This is a genomic window from Bifidobacterium sp. ESL1130 (assembly GCF_058507935.1).
In genome coordinates this window covers 234,366-256,889 of sequence record NZ_CP196379.1, presented here as the reverse complement: position 1 = coordinate 256,889, position 22,524 = coordinate 234,366, and the positions used below count along the sequence as shown (strand labels likewise).

At 59.7% G+C, this 22,524-nt stretch carries 11 protein-coding genes and 2 tRNA genes; 3 read left to right on the top strand and 10 right to left on the bottom strand.

The annotated features are described in order from the left end of the window. Positions 1 to 9: 9 nt before the first annotated feature. From ACSYSO_RS00875 to ACSYSO_RS00860, 4 genes are all read right to left on the bottom strand, one after another. A complete protein-coding gene (locus ACSYSO_RS00875) occupies positions 10 to 693 on the bottom strand; it encodes a type II secretion system F family protein (RefSeq protein ID WP_491701817.1) in 684 nt (227 codons plus the stop codon). Positions 694 to 757: 64 nt separating this feature from the next. After that, positions 758 to 1,765 (bottom strand): TadA family conjugal transfer-associated ATPase, encoded by a 1,008-nt coding sequence (locus tag ACSYSO_RS00870; protein WP_491701816.1) that lies wholly within the window; start codon positions 1,763 to 1,765, stop codon positions 758 to 760. After that, on the bottom strand, positions 1,762 to 2,874 hold the full coding sequence (locus ACSYSO_RS00865) for a P-loop NTPase (protein WP_491701815.1): 1,113 nt from the start codon (positions 2,872 to 2,874) through the stop codon (positions 1,762 to 1,764). Before ACSYSO_RS00865 ends, ACSYSO_RS00870 begins: the two co-directional genes overlap by 4 nt. Positions 2,875 to 3,075: 201 nt before the next feature. Further along, a complete protein-coding gene (locus ACSYSO_RS00860) occupies positions 3,076 to 5,268 on the bottom strand; it encodes a glycosyltransferase (RefSeq protein WP_491701814.1) in 2,193 nt (730 codons plus the stop codon). 134 nt (positions 5,269 to 5,402) lie between these two features. Between ACSYSO_RS00860 and ACSYSO_RS00855 the strand changes: the two genes are divergently transcribed. Continuing rightward, positions 5,403 to 7,697, top strand: coding sequence for a glycosyltransferase (locus ACSYSO_RS00855; RefSeq protein WP_489799624.1), 2,295 nt, complete (start codon positions 5,403 to 5,405; stop codon positions 7,695 to 7,697). A gap of 344 nt (positions 7,698 to 8,041) precedes the next feature. On the opposite strand, the gene ACSYSO_RS00850 is transcribed toward ACSYSO_RS00855, so the two are convergent. The 3 genes from ACSYSO_RS00850 to ACSYSO_RS00840 all read right to left on the bottom strand — a co-directional run bounded on the left by ACSYSO_RS00850 (position 8,042) and on the right by ACSYSO_RS00840 (position 10,381). Next, a complete protein-coding gene (locus ACSYSO_RS00850) occupies positions 8,042 to 9,490 on the bottom strand; it encodes an ATP-binding protein (RefSeq protein ID WP_489799626.1) in 1,449 nt (482 codons plus the stop codon). Positions 9,491 to 10,176: 686 nt separating this feature from the next. Then, positions 10,177 to 10,249: transfer RNA gene (locus tag ACSYSO_RS00845), tRNA-Ala, on the bottom strand. 58 nt (positions 10,250 to 10,307) lie between these two features. After that, positions 10,308 to 10,381, bottom strand: a tRNA-Ile gene (locus ACSYSO_RS00840). A gap of 397 nt (positions 10,382 to 10,778) precedes the next feature. Here ACSYSO_RS00840 and ACSYSO_RS00835 point away from each other — a divergent pair. Continuing rightward, on the top strand, positions 10,779 to 11,516 hold the full coding sequence (locus tag ACSYSO_RS00835; protein WP_491701813.1) for a M48 family metallopeptidase: 738 nt from the start codon (positions 10,779 to 10,781) through the stop codon (positions 11,514 to 11,516). A gap of 100 nt (positions 11,517 to 11,616) precedes the next feature. Here ACSYSO_RS00835 and ACSYSO_RS00830 read toward each other — a convergent pair whose 3' ends face one another. From ACSYSO_RS00830 to ACSYSO_RS00820, 3 genes are all read right to left on the bottom strand, one after another. Beyond that, positions 11,617 to 20,145 carry a hypothetical protein gene (locus ACSYSO_RS00830; protein ID WP_491701812.1) on the bottom strand — a complete coding sequence of 2,843 codons (8,529 nt, stop codon included), beginning with the start codon at positions 20,143 to 20,145 and terminating at the stop codon, positions 11,617 to 11,619. After that, complete coding sequence (locus ACSYSO_RS00825) at positions 20,142 to 20,642, bottom strand: hypothetical protein (RefSeq protein WP_491701811.1); 501 nt, start codon at positions 20,640 to 20,642, stop codon at positions 20,142 to 20,144. The genes ACSYSO_RS00830 and ACSYSO_RS00825 overlap by 4 nt, the downstream gene beginning before the upstream one ends. Positions 20,643 to 21,404: 762 nt before the next feature. Then, positions 21,405 to 21,686 carry a calponin homology domain-containing protein gene (locus ACSYSO_RS00820; protein WP_489760650.1) on the bottom strand — a complete coding sequence of 94 codons (282 nt, stop codon included), beginning with the start codon at positions 21,684 to 21,686 and terminating at the stop codon, positions 21,405 to 21,407. Between the two features lie 569 nt (positions 21,687 to 22,255). On the opposite strand from ACSYSO_RS00820, the gene ACSYSO_RS00815 reads away from it, so the two are divergent. Beyond that, positions 22,256 to 22,426: a hypothetical protein gene (locus ACSYSO_RS00815; protein WP_489760649.1), complete on the top strand. Its 171-nt coding sequence runs from the start codon at positions 22,256 to 22,258 to the stop codon at positions 22,424 to 22,426. The last annotated feature ends 98 nt before the right edge of the window (positions 22,427 to 22,524 follow it).

Here is a 22,524-nt window from a genome sequence, read left to right as displayed (position 1 = left end):
TTATCAGCGTCACTCCATAGCGTCGGCAACGCCCGACATCAGCGAGCGCATCCACAGCAATCCACCCGCATAAGCCAATAAGCCGAACACCAGGCACACTCTTCCGGCGGCAGCACCAAGCAGGAACGGCACTGGATTGGTTCCCAGAAACTGGCCAAGCAGCAGCGTACCCACTGGTAGCGCAGTAAGCAGTTTTACCGTAGATTTGGGCACGGCGAAGGCATTGCTCACTTGATCATCAAACAATCTCATACGCCGATACGAGTCCGCTACCGCATCGAGACAATGCGAAGCTTCACATCCCAAGCTTTCGCTAAGCAGGCAAGCCATATGGAGTTCTGCAGCCATCTGACTTACTTGCTGCTCCGTCTCACCTGGACCGGCACGGTCATGCAGCATGCCGCGCAGTCGGGAAACATTGGGCAGCACTGGCGTAGAGCTGATACGATGCTCTCCGTCAAATCCAGTGAACGCACTGGTAAGCGCCCCTCCGGAACGCACATGGCCACGAACCGCATCGATGACTGAAAGTATACCTGCCGAGTCCGTTGGCCGGCCGCGCTTCACACGCCACACACCTGTTCCCATCCTTGCACGACGCGCTCGCAACCTCATTGCCAGTGGCACTCCCCCGGCAAAGCGCAACACCACTGCGGCAAAACAACACCATGCCGCCCAAGCCGCACTATTCATCGCCCACCCCTCTCCAGCCGAGTTCGCACATTCCAGCAAACTCCACTCATTCCCGCCCGGTGCATCATCGGCTCCTCTCCTCGATTGCCCATCGGCGGGCAAATTGATCCCATTTTGAGCCGGCCGAAGCCCGACCGTCCCCATTCCACTGCGCCACGACTCGCCCATACAACCTGTCACCTTCGGCCTGCAGCACGCCAATCTGCGCGATACGCCGTTGCCCGAATACACGTTCCATATGCAATATCACGTCGAACGCATCGGCTGCCAGCACGGTGAGCGCCCGCCGATCCAAACCTGCCAGCAAACCCAATGCAAGCAAACGCGAGGGCACCCTGACCACACTGTCCGCGTGCACGGTAACCATGCCGCCATGATGCCCCGAGTTGAAGGCACGCAACAGATCCGCGATCTCTTCGCCTCGGCATTCCCCAAGCACCACACGGTCTGGCCTCATGCGCAGCGTGGCCTTGACCAGTTCCGACAATCCCACAGCTCCCTTCCCCTCCACGTTGGCCTCGCGCGACACCAGCGACACATAATTGCCGCGCCCCACATCTCCCAGCTCACGCACTTCCTCCACGCTCACCAAACGCTCGCTCGAATCGCACTGCCTCAACATCGCTTTGAGCAGAGTCGTTTTCCCTGTGCCGGTACCACCCGAGATGAGCACGGTGGCATGGCGGGCCACCAGTCCTTTAAGCACGGGAAACCATTGAGGCGGAAACATGCCTCGCAACCCCAGGTTGCTCAGTCTTGGCACGGTGCGGCTGGGAAAACGGATGGACAGAGTAGCGCCCTGCGGCACCAGTGGAGCGATAACAGCGTGCACCCTCACCCCACGCTCATCGGCAGCGTCGGCAATCGGACAAGCATCATCGAGTCTGCGCCCCAGTTGAGCGCACAGCTGCGTAGCATATTCACGCACCGTCTGCGGCGAACGGAAGGGGATCGGAGGCTGATACTCGCGCATTCCGTCGCCACTGTCCACCCACACGCGCCCATCACAGGTAACGGCGATGTCGGTGACCTCCTCACGCTGGGCCAGCTGCTCCAATGGACCAAACATCATGGTTCATCACCTGCCCTCAACTGTTCCTCCACACAGTCCGCCAGTTGCCGCATGGCAGTCTTGGCACCTTTGGGAACACTTTGCAGCCCCAGCCCCTCTAGCAAGTCTCCGGTACTTTTGACATCTGGCCTGACCGGACCGACTACCTCCCGTTCCAAAAATTCCGAGGCATCCAAGCAGGAGACCACACCCCGACCACGCAATGTGCCACGCGGTTCAACGCCCAGCACAGCCAGAGCCGGCAACCGCTCCCCGTCCGCATCCTTGGCATCGGGCCATGAACCCGAGCCAGGCTCTCGCGCTGCCGAAAGGCCGAGCAGGATACGCGCCCGGTTAGCTCCCAGCACCGAAAGTTCCGTCACCACCACACGTGGCGAACGCGCCAGCTCTGGAATGTCCGCCTCCAGCAACCCCGTGCCAGCATCCACAATCACCACGTCCACAGTGCGCGACAAGGCCTGCAATACGGCTTGCACGTTCCACCATTCGGGCGCTTCACCCTCCCACGGGCTGAACGACAGCACTGCGATGCCTTCCCATTGCGGGAGCTGTCGCACCAGCACTGAACCGGAAACCTGCCCTAGAGGAAGATCTATGCCACCGAAACGCAAGCCTTCGTCATTTTCCAGCCCAAGCAGCACGTCGAGACCGCCTTTGCGGAAATCGGCATCCACCAGTGCACATCGTCTGCCACGTCTGCTCATCTCCAACGCAAGCATGGCGCAAGAGGTGCTCAGACCAACCCCTCCACTGGCACTTTCCATCACCACCACGTTGCGCAGGCACCCAGTGTCACTCGATGCAAGAGGCTTGGCTCCCACACTTGGCCGACTTCTCTGGTAAGGTTTCGCGCGCGCTCGAGGCTGTATTTCCCCGCGCTGCGGCTGGAAACTCGGAGCCGCGCGCGCTAAAGGCTCCGACCCCAGATACTGCGTCCCTTCATCTTCATCAGAAAAGGAATGCTGCGACACCGCCGCAGGCAGGGGATGCGGCCCGGCCTGTGGGCGTGGCGGCAAAGCACCCGTCTCATCGGTCTGCTCGTGCACCTTCCGCGCGTAGGAACGGCGAGGCGTGTATGGCTGTTGCTGTGTGTGTTGTTCAATGTTCATGCCCTCTATTGAACGGCATATCGAGCAGTTGGAACAGCAAAAACAATGAATGTGGACGAATGGTCGGGGTTATCCACATTTGAGGCGTGTCGCGGGGCAACACCGACCCGCGAACAGCCTTAAACATACGCAAACACCTGCAGTCCCGCCAGTATCACAGAGACTTTACCGCGCCGGTGCCTCCTGCAAATCCTGCGGCGCCTACGACTCCTTCGGCTCCTGCGTGTCGAAAATCCGCTCCCACACCTGCACCCCGGCCATGTCCGCGGCACGATACTGCGCGGAAAGCGTCTCCCAACGTTCCATAAGCGCCTTTGCCAGACGCACGCCGTCCTTCATCTGCCTACGGAACAAACCACTGTCGCGCTTCACCCAAGCCACGGAATTGCCATCGGGAGAGGTTACCACAGCCGAATCCACGCCGGTATATGACTGCCACACCGTACGCTCGGCCGGTATTGCCACGTCGGGACGCACAGCACGCACACCGCTGCGCTTGCTGGCCAAAGCCTCACCGAGCGCCGCCACACGAGACAGTCCTGCAGCAGCATGCCCGGCAACCTGCACCCCGTCACCGAGTTCGCGCGCAGGCTCGGGGAAATCAGCGGCATCCGCATGCAAATCAGTGTCGGCAAAACCCTGACGAGCCTGCCGTACCTCGTCCAACTTGCCCGGCATGGATGAGACGACATATTGAGGTCCGCGCAGCACATCCTGCAAGGCCATGTGCCGCAGTTTCACCCCGGAATAGATGAACTTCAGCCCCAGTTCGGCATCGCCGTACACCATGTCGTACGCAAAGCGCAGGTTGGGCTTGGGCGAATGCAGCAGCGCGCAAATCCACCGGTTGCGCTGAGTGAAATACTCCTCCCACGTGCGCCCGGGATCCTTGTCATGCCAAGCCTGATGCCAGACAGCCACCCCCGGCAGACTCACCGTGGGGAACCCGTGCTCACGAGCGCGCAACGCATATTCCATGTCGTCGAACTTGATGAACACCGGCAGCGACAGCCCGATCTCGCGCATCACCTGCACGGGAATGAGGCACATCCACCACCCGTTGAAATCAGCGCCGGCACGGGCATGGAGCGAGGGAGTGTCGCGCAGCGGGAACGCAGCGAAATCATGGTTGTAGCTGCGGCCACGGCTCGGTTTCATCCAGTAGCGCGAAGGGTCGAGGCGCTCACCCTGCGTGTAGAGCACCGTACGGTTGTCAAGGTGGAACATGCCACCACCCACGATGGTCGGCTTGCGCGTGTAGTCCGCAAATTGCAGGGCGCGCAGTATGGATTCCGGCTCGCTGATGGCATCGTCGTCGAGCAGCAGCGTGTAGGCGCTGGAACCGGCCTTGAGCGTCTCGAACATACCGCGAGAGAAGCCTGCCGAACCACCCATGTTGCTCTGCCGGATGTAGGTGAGCTTGTTCCCCAGTTCACCAGCCAGCGGCTCGAAACCGGGCTGCGCTTCCACCAAGTCGGTGCCTTGGTCGACGCAATATATGGTGTCGAGTCGCTGCAACAGTTCAGGCTCGCTGCGCATGGCTTCAAGCTGGTTCATGCAGTAGGTCGGCCGGTTGAACGTAGTGATGGCGATAGACAGGGTGGAGGGCTTGGGTGCGGTGCGCTCCGCCTCGGGCACACTCCAGGCGGCATCGGCGACGGTGAGCACGGAACCGCGGCCGGCTTTGGCATCGAACCAGAAGTAGCCGCCGTCGATGAGGTTCGTCATCGGCAGTATGACTTCAATATCGCGGTACTCGCCGTCTAAGTCGTGTGCCTTGGACCTATCAGTGGCGCTTGGGGATCCCTGAGAAGACCGAGCGGCACTATTCGCGGCAGCCACAGCAGCAGCTTCAGTGTCGACTCTCTCCTCGCGACGGGCAGCACCGCTGGCATGCCTGCCAACTGCACCCCCCTCCAAACCGGAGCCGCAGACGAGTTTCTCCACCGGAGAGAACAGGCCTCGACCGGTCGATTTGAACAGTGTGATTTCCCCGTTGCCCTTGACCCGCGCCGAGAAGCGGACGCTGGTTACCTGAGTCCAGTGCTTCCAATAGGAGGCTGGGAATGCATTGAAATACGTGCACAGCGAGATGTGCGCTCCGGGGGCGAGCGTGAGCGATGTGCGTGAGTTAATGGTGACCTGCTCGTCAACAGGCCGTTGGCCGGTCTCGGCCGCCGACCCGGTGACCCCTTGCGCCACCAAGCGAGAGAAGTCGTCTTGGCCCATATTCGTAAAGTCGAGCCGCTGCATCTTCAACCGCGGGTCGATGGCCGTCTCGGACAGCTTCGGCCGAGTCCACTGCGCGGCATAGAGCGGCAGTGTGGCATCCTGATCGCGCACCGGGTAGACGACGCGGCTGGCAACGGTCCAAGCGTTACGAGAAATAGTCATAGTGTCAGTATATCCACAGGGCAGAGCGGAACGAAACATCGCAGGACAGAGCGAAGCCAAGACAGACAATCACACCGGCAGCCGCAGAGCTCGATCCCAGACGAGCGTACTGAAGCACCGGTATACTGATGTGCATGGCTGAAACGGCGAATACAGACGCAAATGCACCCCTGCGCGGCGAGGGGACGTGGAACACGGTGAGTCGAGTGGTGTTCCCGGGCGACGACGCCGACACCATCATGCCGCTCTATGCTCTGCGCTGGACGCGACCCACCTCCGGCGCCGAACTGTTCGACAGCGTTGAAGCGTTGCACAGTGCCGGTCTTGCCGGGATGAATCGAACCGAATTGGGTGAGCTGGCACGCAATCTGCCTGCGGGTAACGCCAGCAGTAACGACGACGCTACGCTGGGTGGGGCGCTCGCCGAACGCACACGCACCGCCGTCACGCTTGCCCCTGGCGCACATGTCTCGTTCTGCACGTATTTCAACGCTTTTCCCGCTTCGTACTGGCAGCGTTGGACGGACGCGCGCACGGTACGATTTACGGCTCAGGTTTTGGGTGAGGGCAGTGTGACGCTGTTCCGCTCCACCGCGCGCGGGTTGGCCGAGCAGGTGCAGCAGGTTCGCGTGGGCGGATCTGACCATGTTTCTGACAATAATCTTGAACTTCATCAAGCACCGCACCCCCCGCAAACCGCACGCATCAGCGTGGACATTCCGCTGAGCGGCATGCTGGACGGCGGCTACTTATGGTTCGACGCCGCCGCGCAATCCAGCCACCGTTTGGAAATACGAGACGCGGCGTGGCAGGTTCCAGCAGCACAACAGGCTCCCACAGCACACAACCACACCGCAACGGGCCGTGTCTCCATAGCCATCACCACATTCAATCGTCCCTCATACTGCCTGCGCCAGTTGCAAACCATCGCCGCCGAGCCGGCGTTGCGCGAGCGCCTCGACACCATCTACTGCGTCGACCAAGGCACCGATTTGGTGTCCGACCAGCCCGGATTCACCGATGTTGAGCACGAACTGGGCACCCAACTCACCTATCTGCAGCAGCGTAATATCGGCGGTTCTGGAGGGTTTGCACGCGGCATGCTTGAATCGGTCGAGGCCGGCAGCAGCGATTACACGATTCTGCTGGACGACGACGCGATTACCGAGCCCGAGTCGCTACTGCGCGCAGCCCGGTTTGAGGATTATGCAAGGCGCCCCGTGCTGGTGGGCGGCGGCATGTTCCATCTCGACAACCGCACCATGCTGCACGTGCAAGGCGAACGGTTCGACCGCTCCTCCGTACAGGCCGCCCCTCCTGCGGGCGCCGCATACAATCACGATTTCGCGCGCTCCGCACTGCGCGACTCTCCAAGCCTGCACCGCCGTTTTGACTGCGATTACAACGGATGGTGGATGTGCCTCATCCCCAATTCGGTGATTGCCGAGATCGGTTTGCCCATGCCGTTGTTCATCAAGTATGACGACGTGGAATATGGCCTGCGCGCCAAAGAGCACGGGTACCCCACAGTCGGACTGCCCGGCGTGGCCGTCTGGCATCAAGGCTGGCACGACAAGGACGTATCGCGCACGTGGGAGGAGTATTTCACGCAGCGTAACCGTTGGATTTGCGCGCTGATGCACTTCCCGGCGGCAGGCGCGCGCACCACGTTCCGGCTAGTGTACGAGGACGCTCATTTGGGCGTCAAGCTGCTGTACTCAGGCATGAAGCTGTACCATATGGCGCTGCGCGACGTGATGCGCGGGCCGGAGTACATTGTGCAGACGCTGCCCACCAAGCTCGCCGAGGTGCGCGAGGCCAGGCAAGGATTTGCGGATTCTACCGTGCATCGGGTTGATGAGATTGGTGCCGGCGGCAGTGCACAGGCCGGTGGCGCACAGACTGGTGCTGCACAGGTCGATTCCAGCAGCAACAGCGATATCACCTCCGCAATCACACAGAATGCCGTCAGCACACAGCACGTCGCCGGCACCGCCAGCAGCACAGCGCGCCACGGCAGCAACTCCAATTCTGCCGTCCCGGCGGCTGCCTCCAGGTTCGCAGCAAACCAGCCTCCCATGGCTCGCAGCACATTCCGGAAGAACGCCGCCAAAGCCGTGGTGCAGGCCGTGCTGGCCGGGGCAAAGCAGGATGGTAGGCGCGACCGCGAACCCCAAGTGGAGATGGCGGCAAAGGATGCAGTCTGGCCCTCGTTCTCGTCCGTCAGTTCTGCGCTGGTCACCACCAACGATGGCGACGGCGCGGTGTGGATGCGGCGCGACAGTGCACTGTACCGTCGCAATCTGCGCGAAGGTCTGCGCATGGCTCGCACTCTTACAAACCATTGGGATGAACTGGCACAACGCTACCGTTCCAGCAATATCTGGAGTTTCGAAACGTGGCACGGCATCTTCGGCGAAATACGGTAGCCGCTTGGGCGCGGCCGGCTAGGTGCACAGACGACAGGTGACCAGTCGCAACTAGGCGTCTGCTCAACTAAACGCACGGCCGGGTAGGTGACCAGTCGAGCGCACAGTCGCCCAGACCAACACGTGGTGTCATTGGTCGCAGAACAGCAAACTTCTTCCCATCAGCGTCTCATCTACTTCTCTTTTGCCTGTAAAAGCAAAAAAGAAGCAAATGGCAGGCAAAAGAGATTTCGTTGCAATTCCAACGATTCCCCACATAGCGAGACCCGAAATCACACTACCAAGCAAATGGCGTACAAAAGAACGTCGAAAGGAATCACAAACTCCTCAAACACGAACTTGCCTCACGCCCATATCGGCACATAACGCGCGTAACGACGCCCGGCATCAGGGTCAGCAAGCTTGATAACATTACGTTCCAAACACTCCTTAATAACACGCGAAACCTGAGATGACGCGCTTGCCGGCAACCCAAAACGTTTACGCAACGAACCATTAGTCATAGGCTGTCGCTGGACATACTGCACACACGCATGCCAATACGCCGCGTCCACTCTCTGCTGCGGCGTAAGATTTTTGAACTCGGTTTTCTGCAATAAAATAACACGCACATTGTCGCCCGGTTCTTCAACTTCGGGCGCTGGCATAAGCGCCTGTTCACAAGAAAGTACCACCTTGTCCCAGCCAGAACCAGCTTCCTCACACAGCCCTAAACGGCGAGCCAGCGCCGCCAACCGTTCATTACGCGAGTGTGGCGGATCATTAATCAGGCGCGAAAGATCCACAAGAGAACGCCCCGGGTTAGTAAATTCGATACGCCCTTCGAAAATATTGATGATGGGCCCAGTACCCGTGATGGAAAAATCCTGGTGAATGAGCATGTTGGCACATAGCTCACGGACAGCGAGCGGCGGAAAAGTGCATACCGTCCGGCGAACAGCACCTTCGATACGCTCCTCTTGCGGTAGCAGCGCCTCGATATAGCCCAGCATCTCATCCAACTGAGCATAGCCTCCAGTGAATGTCTTGCTGCGTGAGAGCGAGATTGGAGATGCACCCTCGTATTTGATGACACGTAGCGCCTTACGAGAAACCGTAGGAAAATCATCCAAGTCATTGGCAAACATAAGCGCACCCAGATTGGTGATAGCGTAGGTGCCGTCGTCGTTGGACACCACGATTTGCTCACGTTCGAAGTTATGTAACATCTGCGCGGTTGAAGCGTCGTCAGGAAGCCCAAAACCTCGCTTGTAACTCGTTACGTTCAGCCGCCGCATCACCGTCTCAGCACTCAACCCCACAGCCGCATATTGCAACTCAAAGACTTCTGCGCGCGTGCGGCGCCAGAGTTCTTCCTCACGTTTGGAGCCATGTTTGAGTTCCTGCGTGGATGTGCCAGTGCGGACATACGCCAGACCACGCCACAGCACAGGACGGTACTGCGCAGGCCAAATGCGCAGCACAACCACAGCAGCCCCGTCAATTTCGGTACGGTCGAAGGTGAAATTGGCGTTGTCAGAAAGATGCTGTCGCAGCCATAGTTCCAACTCCTGATTGCCGTAGAACGTGGCTTTCGGATCAAAGTTCGTACCAACGATGGCGTGTGAAGCATCGTCAATTCCCCAGATTTTGTAAGCATGCGCATGGGCCAGAAGCGCAGCAGAGTTGGCAAGGGCAGAGATGTCTCTGCCGATGCGATCGGGGTCGGTATTGCTGCGTTTGAACTCTAGGCATTCACTTTCAGTGCTGTTCGCAGCAAGGGCGCGCACTAAATTTTCGAGATTGTCCTGCATGAGTTCACCCCGTTTCTGTTGGTGGACACGCTTGTCTTGCACCGCTTGGTTCCGCTAGTCGCAATACACAAGCTCCACCCATCATACCTTCTTTTGATTATAAAAGCAAAAGAGAAGCAAATGGCAGGCAAAAGAGATTTCCGTTGCAATTCCAACGATTCTGCACATCTAGAAGACCAAAATCACGCTACCAAGCAAATGGCGTGCAAAAGAAACAAAGTAGAGCGCATGCGCCACATTTAGTTCCTATAGCCCTTTAGCCCTATAGCCCCAATTCAGATTAAATATATGGTGTGTCGTTTGTTGACTCCTCATTACAGTTCCGCTAGACTCATTACTAAATGCACGAGGGTTGATCTGCTTAAGAAATTGAGCATGATCCCCACGAGAGGAGCGCTTGCAGATTCTGTAAGCGCTCTTTTCATACCGCCGCGAGATGAGAAGGTTCAATGCAAGTCAAGGATAAAACTTGGGTTATGTAGCAAAACGTGGGCTTTATGAGGTGTCTTTACCCTTGCGTGAGTGGGTGTGAGGGAGTGAACTTAAGGGTTAAGTAGCAAAACCATTAATCACACCAGGCGCTTTTACTCCCACAAGATCAAACACCTGACATAAAGCCCACGTCTGCTTCATAAGACAAAAATAAACCCAAGAACCGCTATTTTCCGCTGTTCTTGGGTAATCTGTGGAGCTAGCCGGGTTCGAACCGGCGACCCTCTGCTTGCAAAGCAGATGCGCTACCAGCTGCGCCATAGCCCCGTTGTGCACTGTTCCAAGGCGTACTCACCAATGTCATGAGCTGAACTTGGAACTTGCGTGGGCCCGGAAGGACTTGAACCTTCGACCTCATCCTTATCAGGGATGCGCTCTAACCAGCTGAGCTACGGGCCCAATCGCACGAAAACGTACAAGAGAACAGTGTAGCAGCCAGCAGCGAAGAGTCAACCAGTGCGTGTTGTCGCGTGTCGCGGCCATATGACGGGCAGTACCGCGCCGCAGCAATACCCACGCATTGGCCCGATCAGCCGATGCTATTCCCGCGCACCCATCTCGGCAGCATGAAGAAAGCACACCCCCAGTCCCACATCCTGCGTATATCTGCATAGCTGCGACAGAACCCGCGCATTGACTTAGCAACGCATGGCACGTCACCAGACAGGATTGCAGTTGCCACGCACCAGAACAGCAGTACCAGCGCACGTTAGCGCACCACGGCACCTTGACGGGCGTTCCACCAACGCAATCGCATTTCACCATCCAAGTCACCAACGCGCGAGACAATACCGTTATGCACCGGAACTCAGCCCATGTTCAGCAAGCCGCCCGCACCACACGCACAACGCATGCCGCACGCACCGCGCGCGTGATATCGCGCTCAACGCTCATTGTGGACGGACTGAACGTGCAGGTAACCCGCAAGACCATGAAAAGCATGGTACTGCGCGTGCGCCCGCTGCCCAACAGCACAGAGCAAGCACCCATACCAGCGCAGCACAGCAGCGCAGAGCACAGCATCAACAACGAGATGCACTTTCAAATCGAGGTGAGCGCCCCGGCTCGAGCAAGCGACGAAGCCATCATCTCGTTCGTTCGCTCCCGCAAGCCGTGGATCGAACGACAGCTGGAGCGTTTGCGCGAGACGAGCGAACAGCCATCATCCAACGCTGCCTCGCCGAATTTTGAGTGGACCGACGAACGTCTGACGCAAGCGCGAGCAAATCTCACGGCACAACTACCCGACCTGCTGCGACGATGGGAACCGGTGGTGGGCCGCGCGCCCTCGCATATAACCTTGCGACTGATGCGTTCGCGTTGGGGATCTTGCACCCCTGCCACGGGCCGTATTCGGCTCAGCCTGCAGCTGGGGCTGATGGATCCGAAATTCCTAGAATACGTGCTCGTGCACGAGCTAACGCACCTATGGGAGCGCGGCCACGGAGAGGCATTTCAGCACCGCATGGACTCCTACCTACCGAACTGGCGCAAGCTGCGCGGCGAACTCAACCGCGAGGGGCGGCTCGGATAGCCTCCCACGAGTCAACTGGCCGACTAGGTCCAATCGACTCGCAGCGCGCGGCACACAACTCACGGCTCGCAGCCCGCAAACGGCAAGCACAGCGCCGCCCCTACGCCGCCAGCCGGCGCTTGTACCAGTTCAGACCCAACGCCATGCCACCGAACGCCAGCGCAATCGCCAGGCCGATCAGCGCGCCCTTGCCGCCGGACATGGGCAGCGCAGCCACACCGAGAAGAGGGTCAGCGTCGTAGGTGTAGGTGAAGGCGTACGCCGGCTGTGGGCGCTGGGCGGAGGTGCCGCCCAACGAAATGGAGTCCACGCTCACTTGTACCGTACCGGTCTGCGTGCTGGCAGGCACGTCCACCGTCCACGCCTGTTTGCTCATATCCCACTCGATTTCGGCGGCTTGCTGAGTGCCGTCCGCCGTGGTGAACGTCGTCTTGTCCGAAACGTTGTAGAACCTGGGCGCACTGGCGATTGGCGTGGCGCTTGTGGTGTCCGCAGCAGACCCGAGACTGTCGTTGCCCAAGGCACCGAGGTCTCTGCTGCCCCACACCCACAGGTTGTTCTGCACGTCGCGCGCATACGAGGAGCTGCCGCCTTCGTCGATGTCCGCGACGGTCAACGGGGTGCCGTCCTTGAACTTGATCTCGTTGGGCCAGGAGACCGAAGCCGCCGCGCTGCTGCCCAAACCAAGCTGGCCCTGGCTGTTGTCGCCCCAGGCCCACACGTGGCCGGCTGAGTCGAGCGCCAGGGTGGAGCCGTAGCGGGAGCTGACTTTGGTGAACGTACCGGCCTGTACGAACTTGGGCGCGTATTGGTCGACGTCGGTGCCGTCGCCAAGCCCTCCGGCCATGTTCGCATCGTAGGCCGCTCGGGTCGGGCTGTTGACCGTACCGGAGTTGCGGCCCCACGCCCACACGTTGCCGGAGGAGTCGATGGCGAAGGCGGAGTGATGCCCGGCGCTCACCTGCGTGAACTTCACACCGGTGGGAAGCGTGGCGTTCACCATCACCGGCACATTGCTGGAGGCGGCGGAGCCAGCCCCCGTGCCCAGCTGGCCGTGGCCGTTGCTGCCCCAGGTGTAGACGTTGCCGTCGTCGCCGAGCGCCATGGCAAAGTTGGCTCCGGCACTGACCTGCGTGAACTTCACCCCGGCGGGGAGCGTCACTGCCACCGGCTGGTTGCTGGAGACGGTGGTGCCGTTGCCGAGCGTGCCCGAACCGCCTTCTGGCGAGCCTGCTTGGTTGCTGTTGTTGCCCCACGCGTAGGTCAGGCCGTCGTCGCCGATGGCTAGGACGAACGTGTTGTTGCTGTCCGCGTCGGTCGACATGCTCACCTGCGTGAAGTGGGCGCCGCTGGCTGGCGCGGGCACAACGGTGGGCGTTTGGAGGTGGGTGCCGGTCTGCCCGGTGCCGAGCCATGCATCCGTCCCCACGCGCGAGTTCTCGCCCCACGTGTAGGTGTTGCCGTCCGAGCCTATGGCCACGGCACTGGATCGCCCGGCGCTGATCTGCGTGAACTTCACCCCGTCCGGGTTGATCTTGCCGCTTGGCGAACCGGCGCCGGCCACCTTGTCGGTGCCTAGCTGCTGGTCGTTGTTGTTGCCCCACGAGTAGGTGTCACCGTTGGTGGCTTGGGCGAACGCGAAGTGGTCGTTGCCGGCGTTCACGCTCAGCACCTTGGAGCTCAACGGCATGGTGATATCCATGGTTTTGCCGCCGGCGAGCGGCCCGTGGGTCGCGTTCACCGAGTAAGCACCGTAGTGCGCTTCGAGAGCGATGTTCTTGGTCACTGCAGTGGTGAACGTGTACGGTGTGGAAGCTCCACTCTCGTACCACCCGGTAAACGCTTGCTGCCCGGTGGGCGGCGCGGGGTCGGCTGGCCAGGTGGCCTTGTCGCCCTTGCTCACCGATTGGTTCGGCGGAGCTGCGCTAGTGCTGTCCTTCACGTCGAAGCTCACGGTATACACGGGGTTTACCGGATCGTACGTGTATTGGAACCGGTAGTCAGGCTGCGCGTTGTTGCCGCCCAAGACGATATCGCCTATGTTCACGCTCACTGGCCCCGCTGCAGCACCGGCCGGTACAATCGCTCTCCAGACCTGTTTCTCGGTGTCCCATATCTCGCCCTCGGAAAGGTGCTGGGCATCGCCAAAGCTCATGCTTCCCTGAGGCAGGGTGTAGAACGACGGTGAGATTATCTTCGGCGTATCGTAGAGGGCCGGATCACCCACGGCAGTGGAGAATGCGCGTCCGTATTCCTCGTATCCCCAGCCCCAAGCCTTGCCCTTTCCATCCACGGCGTACGAAGCGAACCGGGCTGCGCTGACCGAGGTTGCGGTCAAAGCGGACCCGTCTGCAAGCTTGACCTGCGTGGGCGTGGTGACCGAAGTTCCCACACTGTGGCCCAAGCCGAGCTGATTCTTGCTGTTGTAGCCCCACGACCAGATATGACCGGCCGAGTCAAGCGCCAACGTGGAACCGAAGCTCGAACTCACTTGGGTGATGGGACCGTTAATGTTCACCTTGACCGGGCTGCGCTGATCGGTGGCGGTGCCGTCGCCGAGCATGCCCGTTGCGTCGATGTCATCTCTGTGAGACTCATTGCCGTCTACGTCGTACTTGATGGTGCCTGAGTTGCGTCCCCAAGCCCATAGGTTACCAGCCGAGTCAATGGCGAAGGCAGACTGGTAGCCAGCACTGACCTGCTTGAACGTCGTAGCGCCGGTATCGACCATCACCGGCACATTGCTGTAAGCCACGGTGGTGCCGTAGCCGAGCTGTCCGTTGCCGTTGCTGCCCCAGGTGTAGATATGGCCATCATCACCCAACGCCATAGCGAAATTGCCACCAGCGCTCACCTGCGTGAACTTCACCCCTGCAGGAATACTCACCTTCACTGCAGTAGCGCTGTTGGCGATTGTGCCGTTGCCCAGCGTGCCAACGCCGCCGGCCTCGTCGGCAGCCGCGGCCTGATTGTTGTTGTTTCCCCAAGCATAGGTATTGCCGTCCGAACCGATAGCCAAGACGAACTCGTTCGCCAAGGCCCACGGCTTAGCCGCGCTTATCTGTGTGAAGGTAACTCCGGCGGGCTTCACGACCTTAGTGGCCGTTTTGACGTACGTTTCATTACTGCCGACGTTGAGCAATGGTAGCGACCCTTGCCAGCTGTTGATACCCCAAGCATAGGCGTTGCCGTCCGAACCGATGGCCACCGCGCCTCTGCCCAATGTCGAGATTTGCGTGAACTTCACCCCATCGGGGTTGATTTTGCCCTGAGGGTACTCTCCACCAGCTGTATTGCCCGTGCCAAGGTCATAGTGGCCATTCGCGCCCCAACCGTAAGTGTCGCCATTGGCGGCTTGTCCGAAGGCGAACGAGTCGCGTCCGCCTTCCACCTTCATCAGCTTGCTGCTCAACGGCATGGTGATGCTCACGGTGTTGCCGCCGGTCACCGGGCCGCGCTTCGGAGACACCTCGTAGGAGCCGTACTTGGCCTGGAGTTTGACATTGCCGGTCACCGGCTTGTCGAACATGTAGGGCGTGGAGCTGCTGGCCTCGTACCAGCCGGTAAACGCCTGCTGACCGGAGGGCGGAGTGGGGTCGGCCGGCCACTGCGCCAGTTTGCCCTTAGTCACCGATTGGCTAGGCGGGGCCGCACTGGTGCTGCCGGCCACGTCGAAACTCACGGTGTACACCGGGTCAACCGGGTCATAGGTGTAGGTGAACGTGTAATTGGGCTGGTAATGAATGGTGGCTATCGCAATATATTGCATCTCCACAGTCACCGGGCCGGGCCCTGCGGAAGCGGCGCTCGGCACACGCAGCGTCCACAACTGAGCGTCCGCGTCCCACGCACTGCTTGAGGCCGTCCGCTGCTTGGTGCCGAAGTATATGGTATTGGCATCAATACGATAGAAAGGCTGGGAGCAGAGCACCGGCGTGGGCTGTGTGGCACCGCCCTTGTCTTTGGTGGACGTTGTGCCGAGCTGCTGGAACTCCCGGTCGCCCCAACCCCACAAATTGTTCTGCGAATCCAGCGCGTAGGAGAAGAAACCGCTTGACTCGACCCGGGTGGCGGTCAGTTCCCTGCCGTCAAGGAACTTGACCTGCGTGGGCGTGCCCACGGCCTGAGGGGAACTATAGGTCAGGCCCAGCTGGTTGCGGCCGTTGGCACCCCAAGCCCACACGTGGCCAGACTTGTCGAGCGCGAAGGTGGAACCGTACTTGGAACTCACCTGGGCAATAGGCACGTTCAGCTTCACCTTGACCGGCTTGCGCTGGTCAACGGTGGTGCCGTCGCCCAGAGCACCGGTCATATTCGCGTCTCCCGAATGCAGATAATTGTAGGCCACTGTGCCGGAGTTTCGACCCCAAGCCCACACGGCACCAGTCGAGTCGATGGCAAAAGCGGAATTGTGCCCCGCCTCGATGTCATTGAACGTGACGCCGGGAGCGTCCACCATCACTGGCACGTTGCTGTACGCCGCAGTGCTGCCGTTGCCCAGCTGCCCGTTGGTGTTGGTGCCCCACGTGTAGACGTGGCCGTCGCTGCCGAGCGCCATGGCGAAGTTAGCTCCGGCGGAAAGCTTCGTGAACTTCACGCCCGCCGGCTGCTGCACCTTCACTGCGGTGGCGCTGTTGGTGATCGTGCCGTCACCCAGCGTGCCCACTCCGCCTTCGTCGCTGCTGGCGGCAGTGCCACCCTGATTGTTGTTATTGCCCCAGGCGTATGTCTGCCCGTCGTCTCCCAACGCCAGCACGAACACGTTCTGCCCCCAGCGCGGGTTGGCCATGCTCACCTGCGTGAACTTCACCCCGGCGGGCGCGACCACCTTGGTGGGGCTGGCCACGTTGTTGGCGGTGGAGCCAACATTGAGAATAGGCACGGTATTGGCCGTGGTTGGCTGGTTAAATCCCCACGCATAGGCGTTGCCGTCCGAGCCCAAGGCGATGGCCGCATATGATTCACTGCTGATCTGCGTGAACTTCACCCCGTCAGGGTTGATTTTCCCCTGCAGACCGTTTGAATCCTTTTTCCCGTCACCGTACTGGTATCCGTCACCTTCGCCCCACACATACGTGTCGCCGTTCGTGGCCTGGGCATAAGTGACGTTGTGCGTATTCGCACTCACGCTCGTAATCTTGGAGCTCAGCGGCATGGTGATGCTCATGGTGTTGCCGCCGGTCACCGGGCCGTGGGTCGGGTCGACCGTGTAGGTGCCATAATGGGCTTTGAGCTGGATGTTGCCGGTGACGGGCTTGTCGAACGAGTAGAGCGTGTTGGAGCCGTCCAAGTACCAGCCGGTGAATATCTGCTTGCCGGCGGGCGGAGCCGGGTCGGCGGGCCACTGCGCCTTGTCGCCCTTGAGCACGGTCTGGTCGGCGGGCGCTGCGCTGGAACTGCCGGCCACGTCGAAGCTCACCGTGAAGGAGAGCGGCGCTGCGATATAGGTGTAGTCGAACGTCACCGGGGTTTGGGTGGCGCCGTTGGCGATCTTCCAGTCGATGGTGACGGTGGTCACGCCAACCGCACCTGCCGGCGTGGTGACGTTCCAGTTGCCGCTGCCCCGGTCCCAGTCGAGCTTCGTGCCTGGTTTGGCCGAAGATCCCGTACCGAAGGAGATACCGGTTACGTTGATCAGAGGCGGGTAGACTGCACTGGGCATCATGGTATCGCCCTTGCCGGCTCCCACACCGCGCTGACTGTGGCTGTCAGCCCCCCAGGAATAGAGGAATTTCCCAGACGAACCCAACGAACTTGCCAGCGCGAACGCAGTGCCGTTGCTGACGGTAACGCTCGAAGGAGAGAACGGCACCATTTGGTTCGCGTTCCCACCGCTGGGAACTTGAACCGGCGTGGGTGTAAGTGTCTGGGTCGTGTTGCTCAGACCGAGCTGACCGGAAGCGTTGGCACCCGTGGCATAGACGGAGGATGCATGGAAGAGGGTGGACCCTTGGCTGCTGCTGATGAACGTGATGCGCTTACCCGACTGAACCGAAACCGGAGTCGGCTGATCCACGGCCGTCCCTGTGCCCAACGTGCCGTCTTGGCTGAAGCTGATGCCAGCGGACGAGACCGTGCCGGAGTTTGCTCCCCAGACATAAGCACCACTGTTGGGAGAGGGAGTAAAACCACTGTTGTAGCCTGCGAAAACGCTCGTGAACTTCAGATTTGCGGGCGTGCTCACTTTCACGGGTACGCTGCTGGAGACGGTGGTGCCGTTGCCCAGCTGGCCGCGTGTGTTCGTACCCCAGGCGTAGACGTTGCTGTCGTTGCCCAAGGCGAGCGCAAAGTTGCCGCCGGCGCTAAGCTGGGTGAGCCGCACGCCTTGCGGCAGCTGCACTTGCACCGGGGTGGCGCTGGAGACGGTGGTGCCGTTGCCCAGCGTGCCCACCCCGCCTTCTTCGCCTGGGGCTGCGGCCTGGTTGTTGTTATTGCCCCACGCATAGGTGTTGCCGTCGTCGCCCAGCGCCAAGGTGAATGAGTTGGCAGGGTTGAGGCTTTGCGATTGGGACACTTGGGTGAACTTCACACCCGCAGGCATCTTTACCGCAGTAGGCACGGTGAGTACGGAATCGGTGGTGCCTGTGCCTAGCCAAGGGGTCTTGCCAGCCGCCGCGTTCGCGCCCCACGCATAGGCCTTGCCGTCCGTGCCGAGTGCGGTGACGCTGCTGGTGCCGGCGCTGAGCTGGGTGAACTTCACACCCGCAGGGGTGGCCACCTTCACCGGTTTGTCTTGGTCGGCGGCGCTCACTGACGAGCCCGCACCCAGCTGCCCGGAGTCGTTGCGCCCCCAAGCGTACGTGTCTCCGTTGGCGGCCCGTGCCACGGTGAACCCGTTGCCGGCGGAGACTTCGAAGAACTTTGAGTCCAAGGGGGTCTTCACGGTTACGGTGGTGCCGCCATGCTCCGAGCCGTATGTTGGGCTGATGGAGAACGGCGCATAGCGGGCCGTCAACGTGGTGGTGGCGTTGATGGGCTGGTCGAAATCATAGGGAACGAAGGAGTTTGGAGCACTCGACCATCCCAGGAACACCTGATCGGCGCTGGGCGGGACGGGGTCGATCCCCGGCCGTATGGCGTGCTCGCCCTGCGCCACAGTCTCGTCTGCAGGTGCGCCGCTGCCTTTGCCAGCATCGAAGTGCACCTGGTAGGTGGGCGAAAGCGTGTATTTGAAAGATTCCTTGTAGCCAAAACTGGGCTGGCTGCGGCCGTCAACCTTGTACGAGAACGAGATCGGCTGCGTGTCGTAACCCAGAGAGATGTTGGTGACCTTGTACGGAGTGGTGTAGCCCACCCAACTATCGGTTCCAGCGTCGTAGGTGAAGCTGTTCACCACGGCACCAGCACTGGTGAGCACGCGGTTGCCTTGTATGGTGATGGGGACGAGCCTGTATTTACCTGGGCGGGAAATACCGTCGTGGATATCCTGCGTGCTGTTGTATTGCTTACCGTAATACAAGTCGCCGGCCTTGCTGACAGCCAGATTGCGGCCAATCGAGGCGAATGTGGTGCCTCCGGGAATGCTCACTTTGCTGGCCGTCAGCTTGATCGCAGGCGCGGTTTGCCCTGCCGGCGGTGTGGGAGCCTCTTCCAAAGCCTCATCGTAAGCACCCCACGTGTAGATGCCGCCTTGGTCGTCGAGCGCCCACAGGGACGCACCAACATAATACCCGTCACTGATCGAGATGTCGGTGATCACGGTGCCGGCGGGGATTGAGGGCCGCACCGACGTGGTCTCGCTAGAAACGGTGCTGCCATCTCCAAGGAATCTGCCGGAATTTGGCCCCCAGTTATATACCTGTCCGTTTGTGGTGAGGACCATGAACATTCTCACTGCGCTACCGTAGGCGAAGTACCTCGTGATGGCTTTCGCGACGGGGCCGGCGCCCGCCGGCATGGCAACCTTGGTCATGTTGAAATCGGGCACGGTTGAGGCAGGAAGCGAAGCGTCGTATACCCACGTATATACATTACCGTTCACATCCACCGCGATGGCAGAACCATCGTGCGCATCAAAACTCTTGAGCTTGGGGTCGCCGGGAGCCACCGAAATCTTGGTGGGCACGTTGGCATACCCGCCCACGTTGCCGTAGCCCAAAGCATTTTTCTGTCCCCACCCCCACAAGTTGCCGTCGGTATCGATGGCGAAGCTGGCATTGGCGGCCACGTCGATGGAGGCGATGGTCACTCCTGCCGGGAACGTGGGATTGACGGGTTTGAGGATGTAGCTGCCGTAGACGGGAATGTCAGCGGACGGTTTATTGCTCATGTCGGTGCCGTTGCCGAGCTCGCCGTGACTGTAGTCCCCCCACATCAACACCTTGCCAGTGGCGTCAAGCACCATACGCGTCGTGTTTTCTCCCGCTATGTCTTTCACCTTGGCATGGTTGGGAAGGTCAACGCACGAGGGCATACTGTTGTTGCCATTCGTGTACACACCATCTCCAGGCAATTTACCCCATGTGTACAGCATGCCGTCCTCACTGACGGCCATCCCATCTGTCTTGCCTTTCTGCATTGCCCGAACTTTGGTGAACTTCGTGGACTTGGGAATGTGGACGGAGACGCGGGTGCCGCCCAAGTCCGGGCCGGTGGTGGGGTCGACGGTGAGCGCGCAGTCGGCGTTCATCTCTTGGGACTGCACCCCCCCCGGCCTTTTTGAGCGGTGTCGGTTTGCGCCTGTGCTTGCGAGATGAGCGTCTGGCTGCCAGGAATGGTCTGGGTGCTGGTCGGTGCCGCTCCCAAGGCTGGGTCGAGCGCGTCGGCCACGCCTTGCGAGGGGTTGATGTTCAGCACTACGGTGCACGCGGCGAGAGCGACGGCCGCCAGCACGGTGCGCAGCTGCACGGATTGTGGAATCTGGCTCAGCGTCAGTTGCGCTGCGGCCATGTCAGTCTTGTGGCGGGCGCCGGTGCCTGTGGTTGAGATGTGCTCTGAGTTGTGCCGTTTGCCATATGGCTCCGTAGAGAAGTTGGTACCGGCGCCAGCCACGGATGCCGCACTGGGAGCAGTGTTGGACGATGCCGTAGCCGAGTCGCCTGCAGGCGTAGCGTCACGCCGCGCGGTAGTGTGACGACCCATCCCGCGTCCGGTTAACGCGTTCCAGAAGTTCCGTATACCCTGCATACCGTTGTGTGTAGCCCGCATTGTAGTACTGCTCCTCCGCCTCGGGTCGCCGCGCTCGGCACTGTCCAAAATATATTCAGGTTATCAACGGGTGTTAGAACGGGAATATCCACGATTTTAGGCAAAAATGCGCCATTTGCACAGCATCGGAATCAAATGTGCGGAAGGTACAAAAACATGCCGAAGCCCAGTCAGATTGTGACCACAGTCACTAGTTTTATTTATACAAGAGTCTCATACATGCTGAATAAAAATATCCCATATTGTGACGAGAGTCACACTACAAAATATGCATATACCCGCCCTCCGGTATAGCGCACACCGACATTGCCACCTCACCACATATGCTGCACACACCCCACCGTCGCTTCCGCACCACTCACCCCTCACCGCACCCCACGCTCACCGTCGCTTCCGCAACACCACCGCCACAGCACAACACACCCATCGCACCTACCCCTCACCGCTTGCACCACACACGCCCACCAGTGTTTCCGCAACACCATCCGCCCCTGCACTACCCTTGCCGTTCACAGCAGACGCCCATCGCAATCGCCCCGCTTTCATCGCACCACCACCCCTCACCACACCACCCTTCATCGCCCTCTTCCACGGTGACGCGAATACCGGCATTGCCACAGATATCGACATTGACACAAATATCGACAGAAAACGGGCTATTTCTGTCGATATTTGCGCCAATGTCCAAAAATGCGTCAACTGAGCGCGGGAGCGGCCGCACCAGTCATCCGCGCAACCGAACTACTTCCCTGCGACCGCTTGAGCCAGCGCCTGCCGAGTCCAATCGCTCACACTCATGTGCTGTTTCCCAGCGCTATCTTTAATCAGCGTCCACAACGCATCGCTCACACGAATTGTATGAGGTTTGAGGTGCTCGGTTTGCACTTCCCACGCACGCCCGCTGAATGGCGTTATCGTTGCACCCGGGAAGCCCTCATCTGCTTCCTGCGACCAACGATCAATCATCTCTTCAGTAACAACTGCGCCATTGTCTGCAATGAATACGGTATCATTGTTCTTCATTTCAGTTCCTTCCTCGACGTATCTCAGTAGCAAATCCACGAGTCAAGTAATTCGCATGTATTACCAGTACCGACCCGTCAGCGCCTCGCACAAACACAAGTTCGACAGCACGTCCTTGCAAATCAAAACCGATAGTTGCCCACCGTTGCGGCTCACTCTCTCTATCTCTGCGGCGAATTGTCGCTCCCGATGAGCCAGTCTCGAATGCTGAGCGTATCTGCTCGGAAGTAAGGCCATGCTCGAAGGCATGCGCATGAATAATAATCCGCATACATAGAAGAATACCATAGCGCATACGTTACGCCAAATCAACATCTTCCTCATTGCCTATCCTCAGTTACACCAAATATTCACTGCCCGTAGCTGGCAAACATTCCAATTCATCCGCGCAAATATCAGGCCAAACCACCCATCGCAGAGCAACCCTTATCATCACTCCGAACCCGCTAAATCATTGGCTTTCGTAGCCCTATGTCAGTGATTATGGAAGTTCCTATGTCAGTGATTTGGAAAGTTCTATGTCATGATTATGGAGATCTCTAAGTCAGTGATTTGAAAACTACTATGTCATGATTATGGTAGTTCCTACATCAGTGATTTGGAAAACGCTAGCTCAACTCGGTGAGGAGCTTGGGATACCGGCAGAGCAGCGCGCAGTGGTGTACCGTGGCGAAGACGGCATTGCCACGGATGAATTCCGCGTGCTGCAGGCCAAAGACTACCTGCATTTCTCAGCATAACCGGAGAGTTTCTGCGCGCGGCGCGAATGCCGGCAAGGTGATGCACGCGCCACTCTTGCCGCAAATGCCGACATTGACACAAATATCGACAGAAAACG